We start from the raw sequence: 18,981 nt of genomic DNA, 5'->3' as shown, positions 1-18,981 counted from the left end.
CACCTCAACAAACTTTTGGCCCCCCTTTACTCAAACAACCCCCCCCGGGCGGGGGGGGGGGGGGGCCCCCCCCCCCCGGGGCCCCCCCCCCCCCCCCCGCACTTCCGAGACCATTTCGAGATTTTTCGCCGATCGCCTTCGGGCTCAGCGCCTGCGGTAAGTCGCGACCCCGTTCACCACGACGAGTTCGATTTCCACCGAGTGCTGCGCCGGGCCGGTGAAGGGGTGCAGCACGGTCGGTTGGCCGCCCTGGTGGATCACCACGTTCACGCCCAACCGGGTGGCGATGAGCCGGCCGGTGAGGTCCCGCGCGTTGCCCGCCCGCGCGTTCTCCGCCGGGTCGCGGAACGTCCAGTTCAGGTTCTCCACCAGCGCCCCGTACAGGTGGCCCCGGCGCATCGGGCGCGCCACGGTGAACTCCGCCACGGTGTGCGCGGTGGCCTCGTCGGCCGCCGCCGTCACCACGCCGTGCCGCAGGGCCACCGGATCGACGCCGGCCGCCTGGCCGACCGCCGCGTACAGGCCGTCGGCGGTGGGCGGCGGGGCGGTCGGCAGCAGGTCCCCGGCGATGAACCGCAGGTGCCGGCGGGCCTCGCTGACGTGGTCGGAGGTGACCAGGCCGTGCGCCGACACGACCTTGTGCTCCGGCTGGACACCCGCGGTGACGCCCTGGAACGGCGCGGGCAGCGGCGTCGAGACGGCCGGGTTGAGCGCGTTCTTCTTCGGCGCGCCCAGCTCGGTGCGGGTCCGGGTGGACGGGTTCCACGTGGTCGAGGACCGGCCGGGCGGCGGCACCGGGAACGGCTCGGGCACGGTGCCGTTCGCGGCCTGCTCGCGCTGGTTGGCGAACCGGGTGCCCTGCTTGGCCGCCTTGTTCGCCACGAACCGCTCGGTGACGTTGGGCAGCGCCGTGTGCGACTGGGGCAGCCTGCCGTCCCTGAGGTGGCCGTAGGCCAGGCGGGACAGGTCGGTGCCGGTCGCGCCGTCCACGAAGTCCGTGGCGAACGCCAGGCCGCGCACCGGGTGCCGGTTGTTCTGCGCGTCCACGTTCACCCGCTCCCGCACGTCGTCCGGGTCGTCGTTCGCGAGGTCCGGCGCGTGCACGGCGGCCAGCTCGGTCGCGTAGAACCGGTTGAGCGACCGGCCCAGGCCGCCGAACTCCGCGCCGTCGGGCCCGAACCGGACCGTGTCGTCCACCAGCGGCACCAGGGCGTCGAAGAACAGGTTCGGCTCCGGCGTGTACGGCAGCAGCGGGTGGATGCCGGACTGGTTGCGGCGGGCGTGCATGTCGGCCGCGACGTGCTGCTCGAAGTTCGGCACGAAGTCCGGGTGCAGCACACTGTCCACAAGGGACTGCCGGGCCTCGGGCGTGAGGGACTGGTCGGCGTTGATCCGGGCGAGGGTGTCCTGGACCAGTTGGGCCGGGTCGGTGACCCGGTAGCCGCCGCCGACGAGCAGCGGGCGCAGCGGTTCGGGGTTGTCGTCCACGTCCGTGGCGGCCATGAGGGTCGTCACGTGCGCGAAGACGTGGTCGCCGGACGGGGTGCGGCGGTCGCTCGCGTCGAAGTCCATCACCGACACGTACGGGTGAGCGCCGCCGGCGGCGAGGGCGTGGACGGCGAACCGGTGGGCGCCGCTGTCCATCGTCCGGTTGCGGGTCTCGCCGAACGCGAAGCCCCGGTTCGGGTGGGGCAGGTTCACCAGGGCGATCGGTTCCGGGCGGGCCTGGACCGCGGCGTTCGCGGCGGCCAGCGCGGTGTCGATCTCCTGGCGGGTCGCCGCGTTGACGCCGAGGACGAACGCGACCCGGCCGTGCAGCTCGGGCGGGGTGTTCGCCATGACGCCGGCGATGACCGCGTCGAGCTGGTCGAGCTCGCCGGCGCGGACGATCATGTTGACGACGAACGCGGGCGGCTCGTTGGCCGCGATGCCCCGGCGGGTGCGGTCGAGGTAGTCGGCCGGGGTGATCGGGGTCAGCGGGCGGCCCCCGGCGAGGTTCTCGAAGGCGGCGTTCTGGATGCCGCCCGGGTTGTCGGGGGTGACCGTGCCGTCCTCGGTCATCTCGACGTCCTCGTCCCCGTCGGACGGGTCGTCGCCCTCGCGTTCCCAGCGCTTGTTGGACTGCTCGCCGGGGACGTCGTCGATCTCCATGTCGTCCACCGTGCGCTTGGCGGGCGGCGCGTGCGGGGGCGGGGCCTGGTCCGTCCACGGTCCGGCGGTGGGCGGGTTCGGCGATTCCAACGCCTTCATGCGGCTCGCGATGAGCCACGCGTTGCGGGGCATGAGGGCGGTGTCGGGGGCGTCGATGCCGGCGGTCATGGGGGCGTTGTCGGCGACCACCCGGCCCTTGCCGTCCTGGTGCTGGAAGACCGGCTTCACCGCGTCGGTCTCCAGGTACTCGTCCTGGAGGCCGAGGAAGTGGCCGACCTCGTGGGCCAGGCGGCGGGCGTCCGTGTCGACCGGCCAGGTGAGCTGGTCGGCGCGGCCCGCGGGGTCGGTGAGGGTGATCGTGGCGTGGGCGTCGGCGGGGTGGTCGGCGAACTCGACGGTGACGTGGAGCTGGCCGCCGCCCGGGAGCCGGTTGCCCCGGTTGAACAGCTCCTCGATCCCGGCGCGGGTGCGCTCCCGGACGGCCGCCGCCTGGTCGGGGTGGCCGTCGAGGTGGAGCCGGACGGTGAGGTCGTGGACCTCGACGCCGTCGATCGTCATGGTGCGGACGTCGTAGGCGATCGGGCCGCGCCACGCGTTGAGCGTGATGCCCTCGGGGGTGACGGCGGAGTTGGTCAGCACACCGCTGTCCTCGCCGCGGACGGTGGACGTGACCGGGGCGGTGGCGCGGGCCTCCTCGATGGCGGTGTTCGGGACGGGGTTGGCGGGGGTGAACCAGTCCGCGTCGGGGGCGGTGCTGTGCCGCCAGGACGGGTCGTCCAGGACGGAGCGTGACGGTTCCGGGGACGTGATCACCGTTCCGGTGATCTTCGTGCCCACCGGTGGGACGGGGGTGACGTGGCCTTCGGGGCGCTTGAGGTCCCAATCGACCTTGACGTCCACGCCGTCGGCGCGGCCCGGGGTGACCTTGGACTCGATGCCCTGCTCGGCGAGGGCCTGCGCCACGGTGTCGGCGTTCGCGCCGGAGACCTCGACGGTGGGTGGCAGGTAGCCGAGGCGGTCGCGCTGGGCGGTGGCCTCGGTGAGCTCGGCGGCGAGGGTGTCGAGTTCGGCGCGCTGGGTGTCGGAGAGCGTGCCGGCGAAGTCGAACGACCGCTCCGGCGCGGGACCGGTCGGGGCCGACCTGGGGGTGACCGGCAGCGGGGCGGCCGGCGGTTGCACGGGCGTGCCGGGCGGGGCCGGCGCATGGGGCGCGGCCGGCGGTTGCACGGGCGCGGTGGGCGTGTGGGTTGCGGCCGGCGGTTGCACGGGCGCGGTCGGCGTGTGGGTTGCGGCCGGCTGGATCTCCGACTCGGCGTCCGGCGGGGTCTGGGCGGCGGGTGGCTGGTTCGCGGGCGGGGGCGGGGGCGGGGGTGGTGGCGGAGTCGCGTTGAAGGTGGTGATCCGCTGGTCCACCGCCGACTTCGCCGCCCACCACTTGGCCTGCTCGGCGTCGGCTGCCGCGCGGCGTTCGGCCAGGGTCGTCTCGGCGTCCAGGATCGCCTGGTCGGCGTCCCGCACCACCCGGCGGCCGTCGTCAACCGCCAGGTCGAACGCCGTCTGGGCCGCCTGGCGGTCCAGTTCGGCCTTCGCCGCCGCCTCGGCCACCGGCTCCAGGTCCAGCTCGGCCCGCACGACCGCGGTCGTGGCCAGGGCGACCCGTTCGATCGCCGCCTGCTCGGCCTTCTGCGCGTCCTCCAGCTTCTTGGCGGCCTTCTCGGCGGCCTCCTTGGTGTCTTTCTGCTCGTCCAGCGCGGCCTGGTGCTCGTCGCGCGCGTCCTGGAGGTTCTTCGCGAGCTTCTCCAGGTCCTTCTCCCGGGCCTCGACGGCGTCGGCCGCCTCCTGGACCTCGGTCTCCAGGCCGCCGCGCGCCTCGGGCGGACCGGTGAACGCCGCCAGGGCGCCGTTCGCGGCCTTGAGGTTCTCGTTGGCCAGCACCAGGCGCTCGTTCGCCGTGCGGACCTGGGTCTCCCGCGCGGCCACGGTCTCGCCGGTCGTCCGCACGTCCTCGTCGGCGAGACCGGCCAGCGTGGCCGTGCGGCGGGCCAGGCGTTCGAGGTCGGGGATGTCCCCCTGCACGCGACCCAGCTCCTCGCGGGCCGTCCGCTCCTCCAGTTGCGCGTCTTCCAGCGCCTGCTGGAGGTCGGGCAGGTTCCGCGTCGCCAGGGTGTGCGCGGTGACGGCCTCGTCCAGGGTCTCCCGGGCGTCGGCGACGGCCTTCTGCGCGTCCGCCTTCGCGGCGGCGGACTCGGTGATCAGGTCCTGCGCCGCGTGGCGGGCGTCGTCCACCGCGACCTCGGCCGTGCGCCACGCCTTCGCGGTGTCGGCGACCTCCTGCTGCGCCGCGCCCAGGTCGTCGCCCAGCGGCTTGCCGAGGAGGGTCTCCAGCTCGGCGGCGGGCAGGCGGACGTCCGCCGAACCGGGCACGCTCAGGTCGTACACGCCGACCTTCCCGCCGCCCAGGTCGGCCACGACCCGGTACTCGACGTCGAACTCCACCAGCCCGGTCCGGCCCTGCGGCTTGAGGTTCTGCACCTTGTTGCCGGTCGGCCCGGACGAGTCCGTGGTGGACGCCTCGCTCGCGTGCTTGGCCTCCACGCCGCTGGTGCCGAAGTTCGGCGTGTGGACCGGGTCGGGGTTGCCCTGCGCGTCCTTCGCGGCCTGCGAGAACCCGCCACTGGCGATCCCGATCGACACGTCGCCGGTCTGCGCGGACTTCACGTCCGTGGACACCGCGTGCACGGTCGTGGTCGGGTTCTCCAGGTTCACCGAGTCGCTGAGCGACCCGAGCCGCGGGTTCACCAGCCGCGCGTACACCTTCAGGTCCGCGTGCTGCGCCGACCCCAGCGTGGACTCGTGCAGGCCGGGCACGTCCAGCGGCGCCTTGGTCATGCCGGGCAGGCTCGGCTGGAGGTGCTCGGAGCTCAGCGTGGTCAGCAGGGCGTTCAGCGGGGCCGTGCCCTTGCCGGTGATCCCGCTGCCCGCGCCCGCCTTCTGCAACGCCGCGATCGCGGCCCGCCGCACGTCCGCCGCGCCGCGCATGCCCTCGACGGACGCGGTGGTCGGCAGGTCCACGCCGCCGCTCTGCCACGCGGTGACCCGGTCCGGCGCGGCGTCGGTCGCGGGCCGGCTGTCCGCCTCGGCCCGGTAGCCGTCGCGCGCCTCCGGCCCGGTCGGCGGCTGCACCCGCACGCTGTCGGCGTGCAGCCGCACGCCCAGCGTGGTCTCCGGGCTCACGGCCTTGCCGACGACCTTGCTGCCCTTCTCCACCACCAGTTCGAACCGGACCGGCACGTCGTAGCGGACGGCCGGCCCGCTGCCCGCGCGCAGGTGCCCGAACTGGTCGGTGGTGGCCTCGGTCGTGGTCTTGGTCTGCCCGAAGCCGACGTTCGCGCCGACCGCGACGCCGACGTTGCCGGAGAGGTTGCCGGACGCGTCGGGCACCGCGCTGCCGGGCACCTTCACGCCCAGGCCCCAGCTCGATCCCTTGCCGTGCGCTTCGGAGTCCTTGCGGGTGCCCGAGATCGTGTGCTCGATCTCGCGGCCGTCGTTGACCGCCTTGTCGAACACCGGCACGCCGACGTGCGCCTTCAGCGTGACCTGGTAGCTGTCCTTGCCGAGGACCGCGCCGGGCTTGTGCAGCAGCAGCGGCACGCCGCCGTCCAGCGCGCTGTCCACCAGCGCCTTCACGCCGGTGGGCGAGGTCAGGTCGACCAGGCGCTGGAGGTTGCTCATCGAGTCGTCCAGCACCGAGTCCGGGATGAGCCCGGTGTCCTTGGTGATCTGGGCGGCGAGGTCCTTCACGGTCGCGGACAGGTCGGGCGCCTTGTCCACCAGGCTCAGGCCCAGCGCGCCCGGCTCGTTCGGGTTGAGCCGCTTGGGCGGCTGCATCGTGCCGTGCTTGGCGGGCTCGGGCTGCTTCACGTCCGGCAGCAGGCCCATCTCGCGCGCGGTCTGCTCGCTGACCCGCACGAACACGCCGCCCGGCATGACCACGGCCGCCGCCTTCGCCTGCGGCGCGCCCTTGTGCGCCACGTTCTCGTTGCGGCTCTCGGTCGCGACGGTGAACGTGGCGTCCATCTGCACCAGCACGGTGCGTTCGGCGGGCGGCGTGACCAGGTTGCGGTCCACGGACCCGCCGACCTCGGTGGCCTTCGCGTCGGACTTGGACCACGGCGTCCACTTGGCCTGCGCGGTGAACCCGCTCGCGCCCTTCGGGGACGCGCCGCTGGGCCGCGCGCCGAAACCGGCGGAGACCGTGCCGTCGACCGACTTGCCCTTGGTCGTGGTCTCGGCCGCCTTCGCGCCGCCGGTGGTGGCGTTCTCGGTCGGCGTGATGTCCGAGACCGACACCAGGCGCGGCGCGCTCAGCTCGACGGACATGCCGATCGCGCCGGTCCGGTCGGCGACCCGCCGGTCGTAGCGCAGGCCGGTCTCGCCGACGCCGGTCTCGGCCATCTTGCGCAGGTTCGCCTTGAGGTTCTCCGGGGAGAACATCCGGTCGATCTGGTTGCGCGACTCCGTGCCGGGCACGGTGAGCGCGGTGTCCTTGCCGCCCGCGGCCTCGTTGAGCAGCTTGATCGCGTTGTCCTTCAGGACTTCCGCGTTCGCCACGGCCTCGACGTGCAGCCAGTCGGGCTGCTTGGGCTTGGCCGTGGGCGGGTTGAGCACCGACGAGACGGTGACGTTCGGCGGCAGCGGCACGGTGGTCGGGTCGCCCGGCTTGAACGACGACTGGTCGGTCTTGAGCGCCGACCCGTCCGACACCCACAGGTGGACCTTGCCGCCGAGCTCCGGCTTGTCCGCCGAGGTGATGGTGGCGACCGGCTTCGGGTCCGGCACCTGGAGGTTCGGCGAGCCGATCGTGACCCGCTTGACCCACGACTGCGTGCGGCTGAACTCGGTGATCTCGACGGTGAACTCGACGTCGTGCGCGAAGACCTGCGCGTCCGCGCTGCCCACGTGCAGCGACGTGCTGCTCACCGTCGGGCCCGCGGTCGTCTTCACAGCCGTGGACTGGTTGTACTTCGCGGCCAGCGTCGCGGTCGGCGACACGCTCGCGCCCGGCGGCTTGAGCGACGCGCCGCCGCGGCCCTCGACGCCCCCGCTGAACCCCTTCTGGGTGCTCGCGGCGCTGTCCAGCTTGGGCGCGGTGGACGACGAGCCGCGGATGTTGCGCGCGTCCGCCTCGCCCAGGTGCGTGCCTTCGGACAGCTTCGCGGTGACCTTGACGTTGACGAAGGTGTCGTGCGCGGTGCCCTCGCGCTTGAACTGCACCTGGACGCCCGGCCCGAGCAGGCTGTCCATCTTGGACTTCAACGCGGTGGGCGACAGCTCCGCGTCCAGCTTGCGCTGGTTGGCCAGCTGCTGGGTCAGTTCCGCGGACTTGTGGCCGGTCTTGAGGCGGTCGCCGGCCTTCTCCCAGTCCGGCAGGAGGCCCTTGAGCTCCGGGACGTCGCGCAACGCCTGCTCGACGGTCGGCTGCACGCCGCTCGCCGGCGCGAACTCGCCGACCCGGATGTTGCCCGCGGCCAGGCCCGTGGACAGGTAGAGCGGTTCGTAGCGCGGCTTGCCGTCCTTGGTCGGCCGGGTGGTGGTGTCGCGCGTGCCGTCCGGGGTGGGCAGGCCGTGCGCGGCGGCCTCGGGCAGGCCCATGCGGACGTAGGAGGTGACGGGGAAGGTGAAGCTCTTCCCGTTCGACGTCTGCACCTCGACGTTCGTCGTCACCTTGTAGAGGCCGGTGTCGCCCTTGACCTGGATGCCGGTCTTGTTGGTCGTGGTGGTGCCGGCGTTGGCGGTGACGGACGTCTTCGCGCCGTAGCTGCCGGTGAGGCCGGCCGAGCCGACGCCGACGCTGGGCGCGCCCACGCCGCCGCCGACCGCCGCGCTCACGTCGAAGCCGCTGCTGACCGTGGAGCTGACGCCGGTGCCCGTGGTGGTGGCGTCGTGCAGGCGCAGCTGGGCCGCGCTGTGGGTGCCGACCAGTTCCGCGGTCACCGGGTGCGCGGTCATCCGCACCGCGCCCGTGTGACCGCCGTTCGGGCTGGTCAGGTTGGGCGAGGTGACCCAGCCGCCGAGCATGGGGCCGAAGTTGTCGCGGATGTTCGTGCCGCTGAGGAAGTCGCGCAGCTGGGTGCGGCCGTCCGCGCCGGGCAGCGTGATCGACGGGTGCAGGGCCTCGGACAGCGCCTTGAACGCCGCGTTCGCGTCGGCCGGGTCGACGTGGACCGCCTCCGGGACGACGTGCTCGACCCGGGTGCCCCAGTCGTCGTTCGGCGGCCGGACGTCGCCGGGCTTGCCGGGACCGAGGTTGCGCAGGTCGTCGGGGATCTGGAGGGACACGCCGACCGGGCCGCCGTCCTCGGTGCGGACGCTCGCCTGGTCCAGGACCGTGCCGGTGACCGGGTCGGTGAGGGTGACCAGGACCGACACCGGGACGTCCACCCGCGTCGAGGTCTCGCCCGCGCGGATCACCCGGTTGTCCACCGTGGCCGTGCTCGTGGTGCTGGTGGTGGCCGGGGTGGACAGCGGGGTGCTGACCGAGAGCGCGCCGTACGCGCCGAGGCCCTGGCTGGCGGACGCGCTGACGCCCACGGTGTTCGCGGTGGTGAGGTTGGTCGTGGTGGACGTGCCGGCGCCGCTGTTGACCTGCATGTCCACCTTGGTGGTCTGCGGCGGGCGGCTGGTCGTGTCACCGGTCGGGTTCTGCAGGACGGCCTGGACCTTGGCGTCGAGCCACGTGCCGCCGACCTTGACCTGGAAGGTGCGGCCGGGGCCGAGGAACGACTCGAAGTTGGTGCTCAGCTCGTGGCCGAGGTGGTCGACGCCGAGCTGCCGGCCGTTCGGGTTCTGCGTGGTGAGCATGGTGGAGACGGCGCCGGTGACCCGGTCCACGCCGTGCACGTCGTTGGTGGCGATCGTGCCCAGGGCCTGGTTGCCCTGGAAGAACGGCGGCAGCGGGCCGGGGAGGACCGTCGGGGGCACCGGCGGGGTGACCACGACCAGCGGGATCGCCTGCGGCGGCGCCGGGCGGGTGCGGGGGGGGGGCGGGGGCGGCGGTGGCGGGGGCACGCTCCGGTCACCGGTCGGCGGCTGCTGACCGGCGGGCGGGTTCTGGTTCGCCGCGTTGTTGCCGCCCGGCGGGGGCGGTGGCGGGGGTGGGGGCGGCGGTGCGTTGTTGCTGCCGCCCGGCGCGTTGTTCGTGCCGCCGGGCGGCGGTGGGGGCGGCGGTGGCACGTTGTTGCCGCCCGGTGGGGGCGGCGGGGGTGGCGGGGGTGGCGGGGGTGGCGGTGCGCCGTGGCCGCCGGGCGGTGGGGGCGGGGCGCCCTGGTCGCCGGGGGCGGCGCCGGCGCCGGTGGCCGGCGCGGGGTCGCGGAAGCCGAAGTAGTCGCGGACCATCGTCCGGAAGGACCCGTCGGCGTTGAAGTCGTCCCACGGGCGGCGTGGGCGGTCGAACACGTCGTTCAGGTCGTCGATGTTGCGCTGGTAGCGCAGGTCGCCGTTCGGGAACTCGATGTACTGCGGGGTCTCGCCGTGCCGCTGCGCCAAGGCGTCGGTGACGCGGCGCGCGAGCATCTCGGTCATCGCCTCGTCGGGGTTGATGTTGGCGCTGTAGACGCCGCCCGCGCCGTCGCGGTGCGCGAAGGTCTGGTCGCTGCCGGCCGAGTGGACGTGCATGAACTCGTGCACCAGGAGGTGCCGGACGGCGTCGGCCCGGCGCTGGTCGTTGGTGGCGAGGTCGTCGAGCTGGCCGAGGTTGACCAGGACGTGCCCGTTGATCGCCCGCGCCGGGTTGGTGCGGGTGTTCTCCACGAGGGTGTCCACCATGGCCTGGACGTCGCCCGAGCCGGCCTTGAGGCGCGCGACCGTGTCGAGCAGGCCGTTCAACCGGTTCGTGGCGTCGGCTTCGCCCCGGTGGAGGCGGTCGAGGAAGTCGTGGTCGAGGATCTCGGCGCGCACCTGCTCCGGGTTGACGCCCTGCTGGGTGAGCTGCTCGACGGTCAGGTCGGACGGGCCGCGGCCCCGCGTGCGCAGCGCTTCGTCCAGGGCCTGCTGGACGGCGAAGTGCCGGGCGAACGTCGGCTCGTCGAGCCGCACCACCAGGTCGGGGTTGACCGTCGGCGCGGGGACCGGGGGCAGGCCGAACTCGGTCTGGAGGGTGTCGAACAGCGCGTCCAGGCCGGCTTGGACCTCGGCGGTGTCCACGTCGACGTCCGCGATGCGCAGCGTGGCCGGGGGGATGTCCGCCGGCATGCGGTCGAGGACGCCCTGGGTCAGCCGGGTGTCGCGCTGCTGGGAGAACGACGCCGGTTGGGCCGGGGGTGCCGAGGCCTGCTGCGACGGTCCCGGGTCGCCACCGGGCGGGGGCGGCGGGGGCGGTCCGGGCGGCGGCGGTGGCGCGCCCTGGTTGCCGGGCGGAGGTGGCGGGGTGCCCTGGTTGCTCGGACCGCCCGGGTCGGTGCCGGTCGAGGGGGCTTGGCGGGTCGCCGGTTGCGGGGTCGTCGTGGGGGTGCCGAAGTACTCGCCGAGCATCGTGCGGAACGTCTGGTCCGCGTTGAACGGGGCCCAGGTGCGGTTCGGCTTGTTCAGCTCGCCGGTGAGGCGGTTGATGTTGTCCTGGTAGCGGTTGCCGCCGTTCGGGAACTCGTTGTACTGCGGCGTTTCGCCCAGGCGCTGGGCCAGGGCGTCGGTGACCCGGCGGGCGAGCAGCTCGGTCATCGCCTCGTCGGGGTTGAGGTTGGCGCTGTAGACGCCGCCCTCCCCGTGGCGGTGCGCGAAGGTCTGGTCGCTGCCCACCGAGTGGGCGTGCATGAACTCGTGCACCAGGAGGTGCCGGATGGCGTCGGCGCGGCGCGCGGGGTCGGTGCTCAGGCCGTTGAGGTGGCTGGTGTTGAGCAGGACGTGGCCGTTGATCGCGCGCGCCGGGTTGGTGCTGGTGTTCTGGATGAGCTGGGTGCGCATGGCGTCGACGTCGCCGCTCCCGGCCTTGAGCGCGGAGACCTGGTCGAGCACGGCGTCGAGGCGGGCCACCGCGTCCGGGTCGCCGTTGTTCAGGCGGGCCAGGAAGTCGGGGCTGAGGATCTCGGCGCGGACCTGCCCCGGGTCGATGCCCTGGCCGGTGAGCTGGTCGACGGTCAGGTCGGACTCGCCGCGGTCCGTGGTGTTGAGGGCTTCGTCCATCGCCTGCTGGACGGCGAAGTGCCGGGCGAAGGTCCCCTCGTCCAGGCGCACGACCAGGTCCGGGTTGACGGCGGGCCGCGTGGTGACGCCGTAGTCGTGCTGGAGGGTGTCGAACAGGGCGTCGAAACCGGCCTGGATCTGGCCGACGTCCACCTGCACGCCCGCGATGTCCATCGGCATCGACGGGAGCGTCTCGGGGAGGTTCGCCGAGATGCCCTCGGTCAGGGACTGGTCGAGGCGCGCCGCGAACGTCGCGGGCGGCGCGGACGGGCCGGCGTGCGACGACGGCTGCGAACCGCCCGGGGGCGGCGGCGGGGGCGGACCACCGGGCGGCCCGCCGTTGGGTGCGGGCGGGGGCGGCGGCGCGCCCTGGTTGCCGTTGTTCGGGAGCGGCGGCGGTGGGGGTGCGCCCGGAGCGCCGTTGTTCGCCGGAGGGGGCGGTGGCGGCGGTGGCGTGTTCTGGGTGTTGGCCGCGGTGGTCGTGTTGGGTGCGGTGGTCGTGTTGGGTGCGGTGGTCGTGTTGGGTGCGGTGGTGGTGTTGGGCGTGTTCGTCGGCGGTGCCGGGGGTGGCGGCGGCGGTGGGGGTGGGACGGTGGCCTGGGCGTCGGTGGCTCGGACGTCGGTGACCGGGCGGGTGCCGTGGTCGGGCAGGCGCGGGGGCGGCGACTGGCGCGGGCTGTCCGGGTTGTTCAGGGTGGCGTGGTCGGCGTCGGGGACCATCACCTGGCTGTTGGTGGTCCGCTCGATCTGCCACAGGTGCCGCGGCTTGAGCGCCGGGTCGGCGTCCACGCCCGCGCCCATCAGGCCGTTGTCCTGCACCACGTAGTTCGACGGCGTGTGCCCGGCGGGCAGCGGCTTGCCGTCGCTGTTGAAGATGCGCGCGTCCGGGCCGGCGGCGTCCTTGTACTCGTCGGGCAGGCCGAAGTAGTGCGCGACCTCGTGCGCCAGCACGTTCGCCGACGAGCCGGTGCTCCAGTTGAGCTGGTCCGCGTTCGGGTTCGTGGAGACGTTGATGCTCGTGTGCGCCTGCGCGGGGTCGGTGACGAACTCGACGCGCGCGTGGAACTGGTCACCGGACGGCAGCCGGTAACCCTTGTTCAGCAAGCGGTCCACGCCCTCGGTGGCCCGGTTCCGCACGTCGTCCACAGTGGACTGCGGGACGTCGGCCGCCGGGTTGAGGTGCACCTTGAGCGTGTACTCCTTGACCCAGTGCCCGGGTGCCACCTCCATCCGCCGCACGTCGTGCCGGATGAGACCGGTGATGGAGTCCATGTTGTTCGGCGTGCTCGACCGCTGCACGTCGGCGACCTCGGTGTTCACCGTGCGCACGGGAGCCTTGTCCCGCACGTCGTCCCACCGGCTCGACGGCTGCGGGTTGTCCGGGTTGGACCAGTCGGCGGTGCTGTCGGTGCTGTGCCGCCACGACTCGTCGTTGGCGACGTCCCGGCTGCGCGGCGGGGCGTCGGCGGCCGGCGGTGGCGTGGTGGCCGGTGGCGTCGTGCCCGGTGGCGTGGTGGCCGGTGGCGTGTCCGGGGTGACCGTGGGTTGCGGTGCGGGGCGGCTGGACGAGCCGGGGTCGTTCGACGGGCCGGCGGGGGTGTCGAGCTGGTCGCTGCTCAGGTCGGTGACCCACTGCAGGCCCGACCACTTGTCCTTGACCGCCGGGTCGAACAGGGCCTGGAAGTCGGTCGGCTTGACCAGCGGCTTGAGCGGGCCGTTCTCCACCGGCTGGAAGCCGAGGTCCGAGTTGTGCATGGTGTAGCGGCCCATGAGGCCGTCGGACGGCTTCATCCACGGGACCGGCGAGTCGTTGAGCACGGTCGGGCCGGAGATGTCCGACGCCAGGTTCTTCAACTCGCTGTCGAAGGTCTTGGGCGGCATCTGGTTCTTCAGGGACGTGTACTTCTGCGGGATGGTGTCCGCGAACGCCCGGATGAAGTTCGAACTCGGCGGCGCGACGATGAAGTTGTTGTTCAGCGACCCCTTCTCGTACCGGCCGGCGGCGGCCTCGTTCACCTGCTCGGGGCTGATCGGGTCGTCCTTGCCCAGGCCCAGCTCGTCGCGGACGCTCTTCTCGTCGCGCAGGCGCGGGGCGAACAGCGGGACGTCGTCCTGCTGCATGCGCATGTCGCCGACGTCGGTCAGGTTCACCGAGCCGGGGGCGATGTCCACGTCCGCGTAGACGCCGCCCTGCTTGGCCAGGACGGCGTAGCGGGCGATGTCGGAGGCGAGGTTGTACGCGCCGACCTGCTCGGACTTCTTGTAGATCTCGGCGAGGGTCGGCTTGCGGTTCTCGGCGCGGCTCTCGACGTCGAGGGACAGGTCGTTGACCAGGGCGTCGGTGTCGGTCTTGATCTCGATGCCGGCGTCGTTGAGCTGCTGGACCACGGCCGGGTCCCACTTGGCCGCGCCCTTGTCGGTCCAGAGGGTGATCTTCCACTGGCCGTCGGTGTCGGCGGCCTTGCCGGCCCACTGGACCATGTTCTCGACCGCGCCGGGCTTGGGCGTGGCGCCGAACCAGACGAAGTTGACCTGCTTGGGCACGTCGACCGGCGGGACGCTCGGGTTGTTCGCCACTTCCTGGTCGAAGTGGGCCTGGAGCTCGGCGTGGACGTCGGTGCCGTTGAGGCGGTTGAGCAGGATGCGGGCGCGGATGGGCGCTCCCTGCTGCACGGCCTGGGTGATGTGCTGCTTGAGCGTGGGGACGTCGACCGCGGCGGGGTTGGCGCTCGGCTTGAGCACCGGTGCCATCGGGCTGGGGGTGGTGACCGTCGGCGTGGGGGGTGACGTCGGGGTCGGGGGCGGGGTGGGGGTCGGCGCGAAGAAGCGGCCGAGGTTGCGGATGGTCGTGACGATGCCGGCGAGGCGGGGCCCCTGCGGACGCGGGCCGAACTGGAACCTGCCGCCGTTGTTGACGACCACGCCGCCCACGACCGTCGGGGTGACGGTGGGGTTCACCGTGGGGCCGGTGGGGGGTGTGGTGGGGGCGGGTGTGGCGGGGTTCGGGTTCGGGTTCGCGCCGGCGTTCGGCCCGGCGTTCGGCCCGGTGGGGTTGGGGCCGATGGGGTTCGGGCCGGCGTTGGTGCCGGTGTTCGTGGTGGGCGGGGGGACGGTCGGGTTCGGGTTGGGGTTGGGGGTCGGCGTCGGGGAGGTGGAGGGCGGGGGTGCCGGGCGGGTGCGGGGCTGCTGGTCCGCGGTGGGGGTGACCGGGGTCGGCGTGGGGGCCGGGGGTGGGGTCGAGGGGGAGGTCGGCGGGGCCTTGGTGATGGTGCCGTCCGGGGTGGCGGGCTTGGGCGTGTCGAAGACGCCCTTGGTCGGGCCGCCGGTGAACTTGCTGGTGCGGTCGGTGCCGGGCGGGTTCGCACCCGGGGTGGCCGCCGGCGGTGGCACCGCGCCGGGGGTGACGGGCGGGGTGGCGGCGGCGTTGGCCGTGGGCGTGGGGACGGCGGGCTTCGGCTGCGCGCCCGACGGTGGCGTGTTCTGGCCGGGCGTGTTCTGGCCGGGGGTGTTGGGCGTGTTCGGGCCGGTGGGCTTGGGGCCGGCGGGGTTCGGGTTGGGCGTGGCGGGGCTGGGCGTGGACGTCACCGGTGGCGCGGAGGGGCCGGGGGGTGGCTTCGGGCTGCCGGTGTCGGTCTTGGGTGACGGCGGCGCGGAGTGCGGCGTGGACGGGGACGAGGTCGGGGCCTTGTCGATGGTGCCGTTGCCGGTGGGCGGCTTGGGGGTGTCGAAGACGCCCTTGCCGGCGTTGGTGCCACCGGTGAACTTGCTCGACCGATCGGTGTTCGCCGCCGCCGGACCACCGGGGGCCGCGGCCATCGGGGGCACGCCGCCGGCCATCGGGGACGGGGTGCCGCCCTTGGGGGAGGTGCCGGGTGGTGCGGTGGCGGGCGGGGTGGCGGTGGGGACCGCGCCGACGGCGGTCTTCGCGCCCGGACCCAGGTTGCTGCCAGGAGGGTTGCTGCCGGGAACCCCGCCCGGGACACCGCCCGGGACGCCACCGGGGGACTTGGAGCCGCCACCGGGAGTGCCACCGGGAGTGCCGCCGGGGGACTTGGCGCCGGGTGGGGTCGTGCCGGGGATGCCGCCCGGGATGCCGCCGGGGACGCCGCCGGGCACCTTCGGGCCGCCGCCGGGAGTGCCGCCGGGGGACTTGGTGCCGGGTGGGGTGGCGCCGGGAATGCCGCCCGGGATGCCGCCCGGGACGCCGCCGGGCACCGAACCGCCGCCCTTGGGGCCGGTGATCGGGCCGACCGACGGCCCGCCGGTCGTCTTGCCGCCGCCGGTCGGGGTGGTGTTCGCCCCGCCCTTCGGGCCGGTGATGGGCCCGACGGACGGTCCGCCTGGAGTCTTGGGGCCGCCCGAGGGCCCGGTCCCCGCTCCGCCCTTCGGACCGGTGATCGGGCCGACGGACGGTCCGCCGGGTGTCTTGGGGCCGCCCGAAGGCGCGGTCCCCGCACCACCCTTAGGACCCGTGATCGGACCGACCGACGGGCCGCCGGGCGGTGCGGCGCCGGGGACGCCCGCGCCGCTGCCGCCCTTCACCCCGCCGAACGCGCTGACCTGCGGACCGGACGGTTTCGGCGACACCGGTGGCGCGGTGGTCGGGCCGCCCGGCGGCTTCTGCGCGCCCGAGTCCGGGTTGAACTTGGTGAACTCCTTCTGGCTGTTCCGGTCCGTGTCGAAGTGCGTCTGCGCCGTCGCCTTCAACCCCGCCTGGACGTTGCCGAACGTCGTCGCCGCCCGCTCCGCCTGCGCCACCGAGTTGTTGTTCGAGTTGTTCAGCGCCGGCACGGCGAACAGGCCGATCGGGCCCAACGCGTTCCCGCCGAGCTGCAACCCGCGCAACCCGCCGGTGATGGCGTTCAACCGCGACTGGAAGTCACCCGCCTTGGACTGCAGGCCGTCCATGGTGGAACTGCTCATGCCGAACCCGGACGACCCCGTCGGACCACCCACCGGCGGCGGGGGCGGCGTCGGTGACGGGGAAGGCGACGGCGACGGCGACGGGCTGGTGCTGCTGCCGCCACCGGGGTTCTTGGGCGCCATGAGCGGTTCTCTCCTGCGGGGTGGCTAGACCTGGACCTTGGGCGAGCTGCCCGGCTGCGTGGACGGCGCGGAGTACTTCGCCTGGTAGGAGTCGTAGGCGGACTTCGCGGCCTCGCCGGACGACTTCGCCTCGGCGGCGGCCTGCTCGACGGACTTGCCCGCCTCCTGCGCGGCCTTGGACGCGCGTTCGGCCGCCGCGATGTCGGCGTCGCTGCCGGACGCGAACGCCTTCGCGTTGGCCTCGGCCGCGGCGGCGTTGGCGGCGGCGAAGTCGGCGTTGGCCTGCTCGTACTTGGCGTTCGCGGTCTTCGCGGCGTCGTTCTTGGCGGACATGTCGTTGGCCGCCGCCTCCTGGGCGGGGTCGGCGGAACCGCCCGGGTTGTTCTTCTTGTACTCGTCGTAGGCGGCCTTGGCGGCGTCGTCGGGCGCCTTGGTGGCGTCCAAGGCCTCCTTGGACTTGTTCGCCGCGTCCGACATGTCCCGGGCTTCCTTGGCCGCGGCCTCCGCCGCCTTGGCCGCCTCGCCGCGGGCCGCGTCCGCCTCGGCCTTGGCCGCGTCGAACTTCGCCTTCGCCGCGTCGTAGGCCGCCTGGTCACCGGACGCGGCGGCCCGGTTGACCTCGTTCGCCGCCTCCTGGGCCTTGCGGTTGGCCTCGGCGGCCTTGTCCGAGGCGTCGCTGAGCTTGTCGCCCGCGGCCTTGGCCTCGTCGGCCTGCTTCTTCTCCTCGTCCTTGGCGGCCTGGTACTTCTCGTTGGCCTCCCTGGCCTTGTCGTTGGCCGCCTGGACCTTGTCCATCTCGTCGTCTTGCTTCTTCGCCTTGTCGATGTCCTTGTCGACGTCCTTGGCGGCCTTGTAGCCCTCCCAGGTGATCTCGGCGACGTCGGCGATGTTCTCGAACCGGTCCCAGCCCTTGCCGATCTTGGTCACGACGTCGTCGAGGTTCTTGATCCGGCCCATGTTCCGGGTCAGCGCGGCGATCAGCCGGGCGATGCGGGCCGCGATGTTCGTGGCCAGCGCGACGGCCTTGCCGACGGCGAAGCCGATGAACGCGGCGATCGACGCGCCGAACGTCGGGATCGCGGCGGCGGCGGCGGCGATCGCGCCCGCCAGCAGCGAACCGAGCAGCTGCGAGATCATGTCCCGGACGATGTCGCGCAGCACCTGCACCAGCACGCCGCAGATCGCGACGATCTTGGCCTTGGTCTCGACCGCGCTGGCGAGCTCGTCGAGCTCCTTGCCCATCGCGTCCATGCTCGCCTGGAACCGCTCGGACGACTGCCCGGTCCAGCCGTCGAACGTGACCAGGCCCTGCTTGTGGTCCTCGGCCAGGACCCGGATCTCGGCGGCCTGCTTCTTGGTCGCGTCGACGTTGGCCTGGATGTCCTCGGGGTCGCCCATCAACTGGTCGAGACCCTCTTTGAGGAACGACACGTGCTCGATCAACCACCCGATGCCCGCGCCGAGCAGCGACCCGAACGGGTCCATGGCGAACATGGCGACCGACGACGCCGCGCCGATCGCGTTGAAGGTGATGTCCAGGACCCTCTCGGTCTCGGACTCGGCGTCCTTGCCGATGGAGTCGATCAGCCCGTCGAAGGCCTCGATGAACAACGAGCCCTTGAACTTGTTCTCCTCGGTGATCTCCATCCCGGGAGGCGAGGCGATCGGCTTGTCGGGGGCGGTCATGGTTTCGCCTTCCTAGGTCACCAGGGCTGGTTGTCGTCGTCTTCGTCGTCGTCGCGCGGCGCACTCCGAACGGGCCGCTGCGGTGCGGCGACGGGCGGCCGGGGCGGGACGCGCTGCGGCTCGGGCTCCGGGTCGGGCTCCGGCTCGTAGGCGTCCTCGTCCTCCTCGGGTTCCTCGTGCGCGGCGATGGAGTCGAGGACGAACTGCATGGCCTCGGTGTCCGCCCCCAGCGGCTCGAACGCCTCGACCACGCGCGCCGCCGCGACCTTCTGCGCGGACCGCGCGGTCTCCAGGATCAACGCCGTGAGCCGCGCGGGCCCGAGGTCGCAGGCCCGGTGGCCGAGTTCGAGGTTCATCAACGCACCGCTGGGCCCGACGGTGACCGTGACCTGCCCGTCCTGACTGGTCGCCCGCCCGTTGGCGGCGGCGAAGTTCTCCTGCAGGTCGACAGACTTGCGTTGCAGGTCGGCGATCCGCGACTCGTAGTCGTCGAGCCAAGCGCGGGGGTCCAAGGCTGCCTCCTGGGGTGGATACCGGTGCAGGGTGGAGTTCAACCGAACCCGCCAACGCGGTCCCAACGCGCCACCAACGGGTGGGGTGTGGGTGGGGCGGTGGTGGGGTGCGAGTGGGGTGCGGAGTGGGGTGGGCTGCGGAGTGGGGATGGGATGCGGTGGGTGGGGGTGGGCCGGGACCCGGGGTTGCGGGACTCCGAACCGCACCCGCAAGAAGCACCCCGCACAACGACGCCGCTGACGCGCTCTTCGCCGCGCCAGCGGCGTTCTCCGCCGCGCAGCGGCGTGCTTTTGGTCCGGGCTCCCAGCCACAAGGGGTCTTCGTGTTCCCCACCGTATGACCTGCCCGAAGGGCTACCACAGATTTCCCCGGGTGACGCCGAAAGTTTTGCGAGGAACGAGCAAAAGT

4 protein-coding genes are annotated in these 18,981 nt (G+C 73.2%); 1 reads left to right on the top strand and 3 read right to left on the bottom strand.

What is annotated here, in order from left to right; translation table 11 throughout:
- Positions 1-144 precede the first annotated feature (144 nt).
- Positions 145-16,251 (bottom strand): glycosyltransferase, encoded by a 16,107-nt coding sequence (locus AB0A74_RS39240; protein ID WP_358257780.1) that lies wholly within the window; start codon positions 16,249-16,251, stop codon positions 145-147.
- Between AB0A74_RS39240 and AB0A74_RS39235 the strand changes: the two genes are divergently transcribed.
- Positions 16,235-16,402 carry a hypothetical protein gene (locus AB0A74_RS39235; protein ID WP_343935495.1) on the top strand — a complete coding sequence of 56 codons (168 nt, stop codon included), beginning with the start codon at positions 16,235-16,237 and terminating at the stop codon, positions 16,400-16,402. The two genes, AB0A74_RS39240 and AB0A74_RS39235, sit on opposite strands and share 17 nt — an antisense overlap.
- On the opposite strand, the gene AB0A74_RS39230 is transcribed toward AB0A74_RS39235, so the two are convergent.
- Both AB0A74_RS39230 and AB0A74_RS39225 read right to left on the bottom strand, forming a co-directional pair.
- The gene (locus AB0A74_RS39230) at positions 16,399-18,060 is read right to left on the bottom strand and encodes a hypothetical protein (protein WP_358257778.1); all 1,662 of its coding nucleotides are present in this window, start codon (positions 18,058-18,060) and stop codon (positions 16,399-16,401) included. The genes AB0A74_RS39235 and AB0A74_RS39230 overlap by 4 nt on opposite strands.
- Before the next feature lie 17 nt (positions 18,061-18,077).
- Positions 18,078-18,572 carry a YbaB/EbfC family nucleoid-associated protein gene (locus AB0A74_RS39225; RefSeq protein ID WP_358257777.1) on the bottom strand — a complete coding sequence of 165 codons (495 nt, stop codon included), beginning with the start codon at positions 18,570-18,572 and terminating at the stop codon, positions 18,078-18,080.
- Positions 18,573-18,981 lie beyond the last annotated feature (409 nt).

The organism is Saccharothrix sp. NPDC042600, assembly GCF_040647305.1.
Taxonomy (GTDB): Bacteria; Actinomycetota; Actinomycetes; order Mycobacteriales; family Pseudonocardiaceae; genus Actinosynnema; species Actinosynnema mutabilis.
The sequence above is the reverse complement of the archived record's forward strand: the minus strand, read 5'-3'. Positions and strand labels throughout refer to the sequence as shown.

Bases quoted from the DNA above. Each gene is read 5' to 3' on its own strand.
- AB0A74_RS39230 (WP_358257778.1), bottom strand. From the start codon at position 18,060: ATGACCGCCCCCGACAAGCCGATCGCCTCGCCTCCCGGGATGGAGATC.
- AB0A74_RS39235 (WP_343935495.1), top strand. From the start codon at position 16,235: ATGGTGGAACTGCTCATGCCGAACCCGGACGACCCCGTCGGACCACCC.
- AB0A74_RS39240 (WP_358257780.1), bottom strand. From the start codon at position 16,251: ATGAGCAGTTCCACCATGGACGGCCTGCAGTCCAAGGCGGGTGACTTC.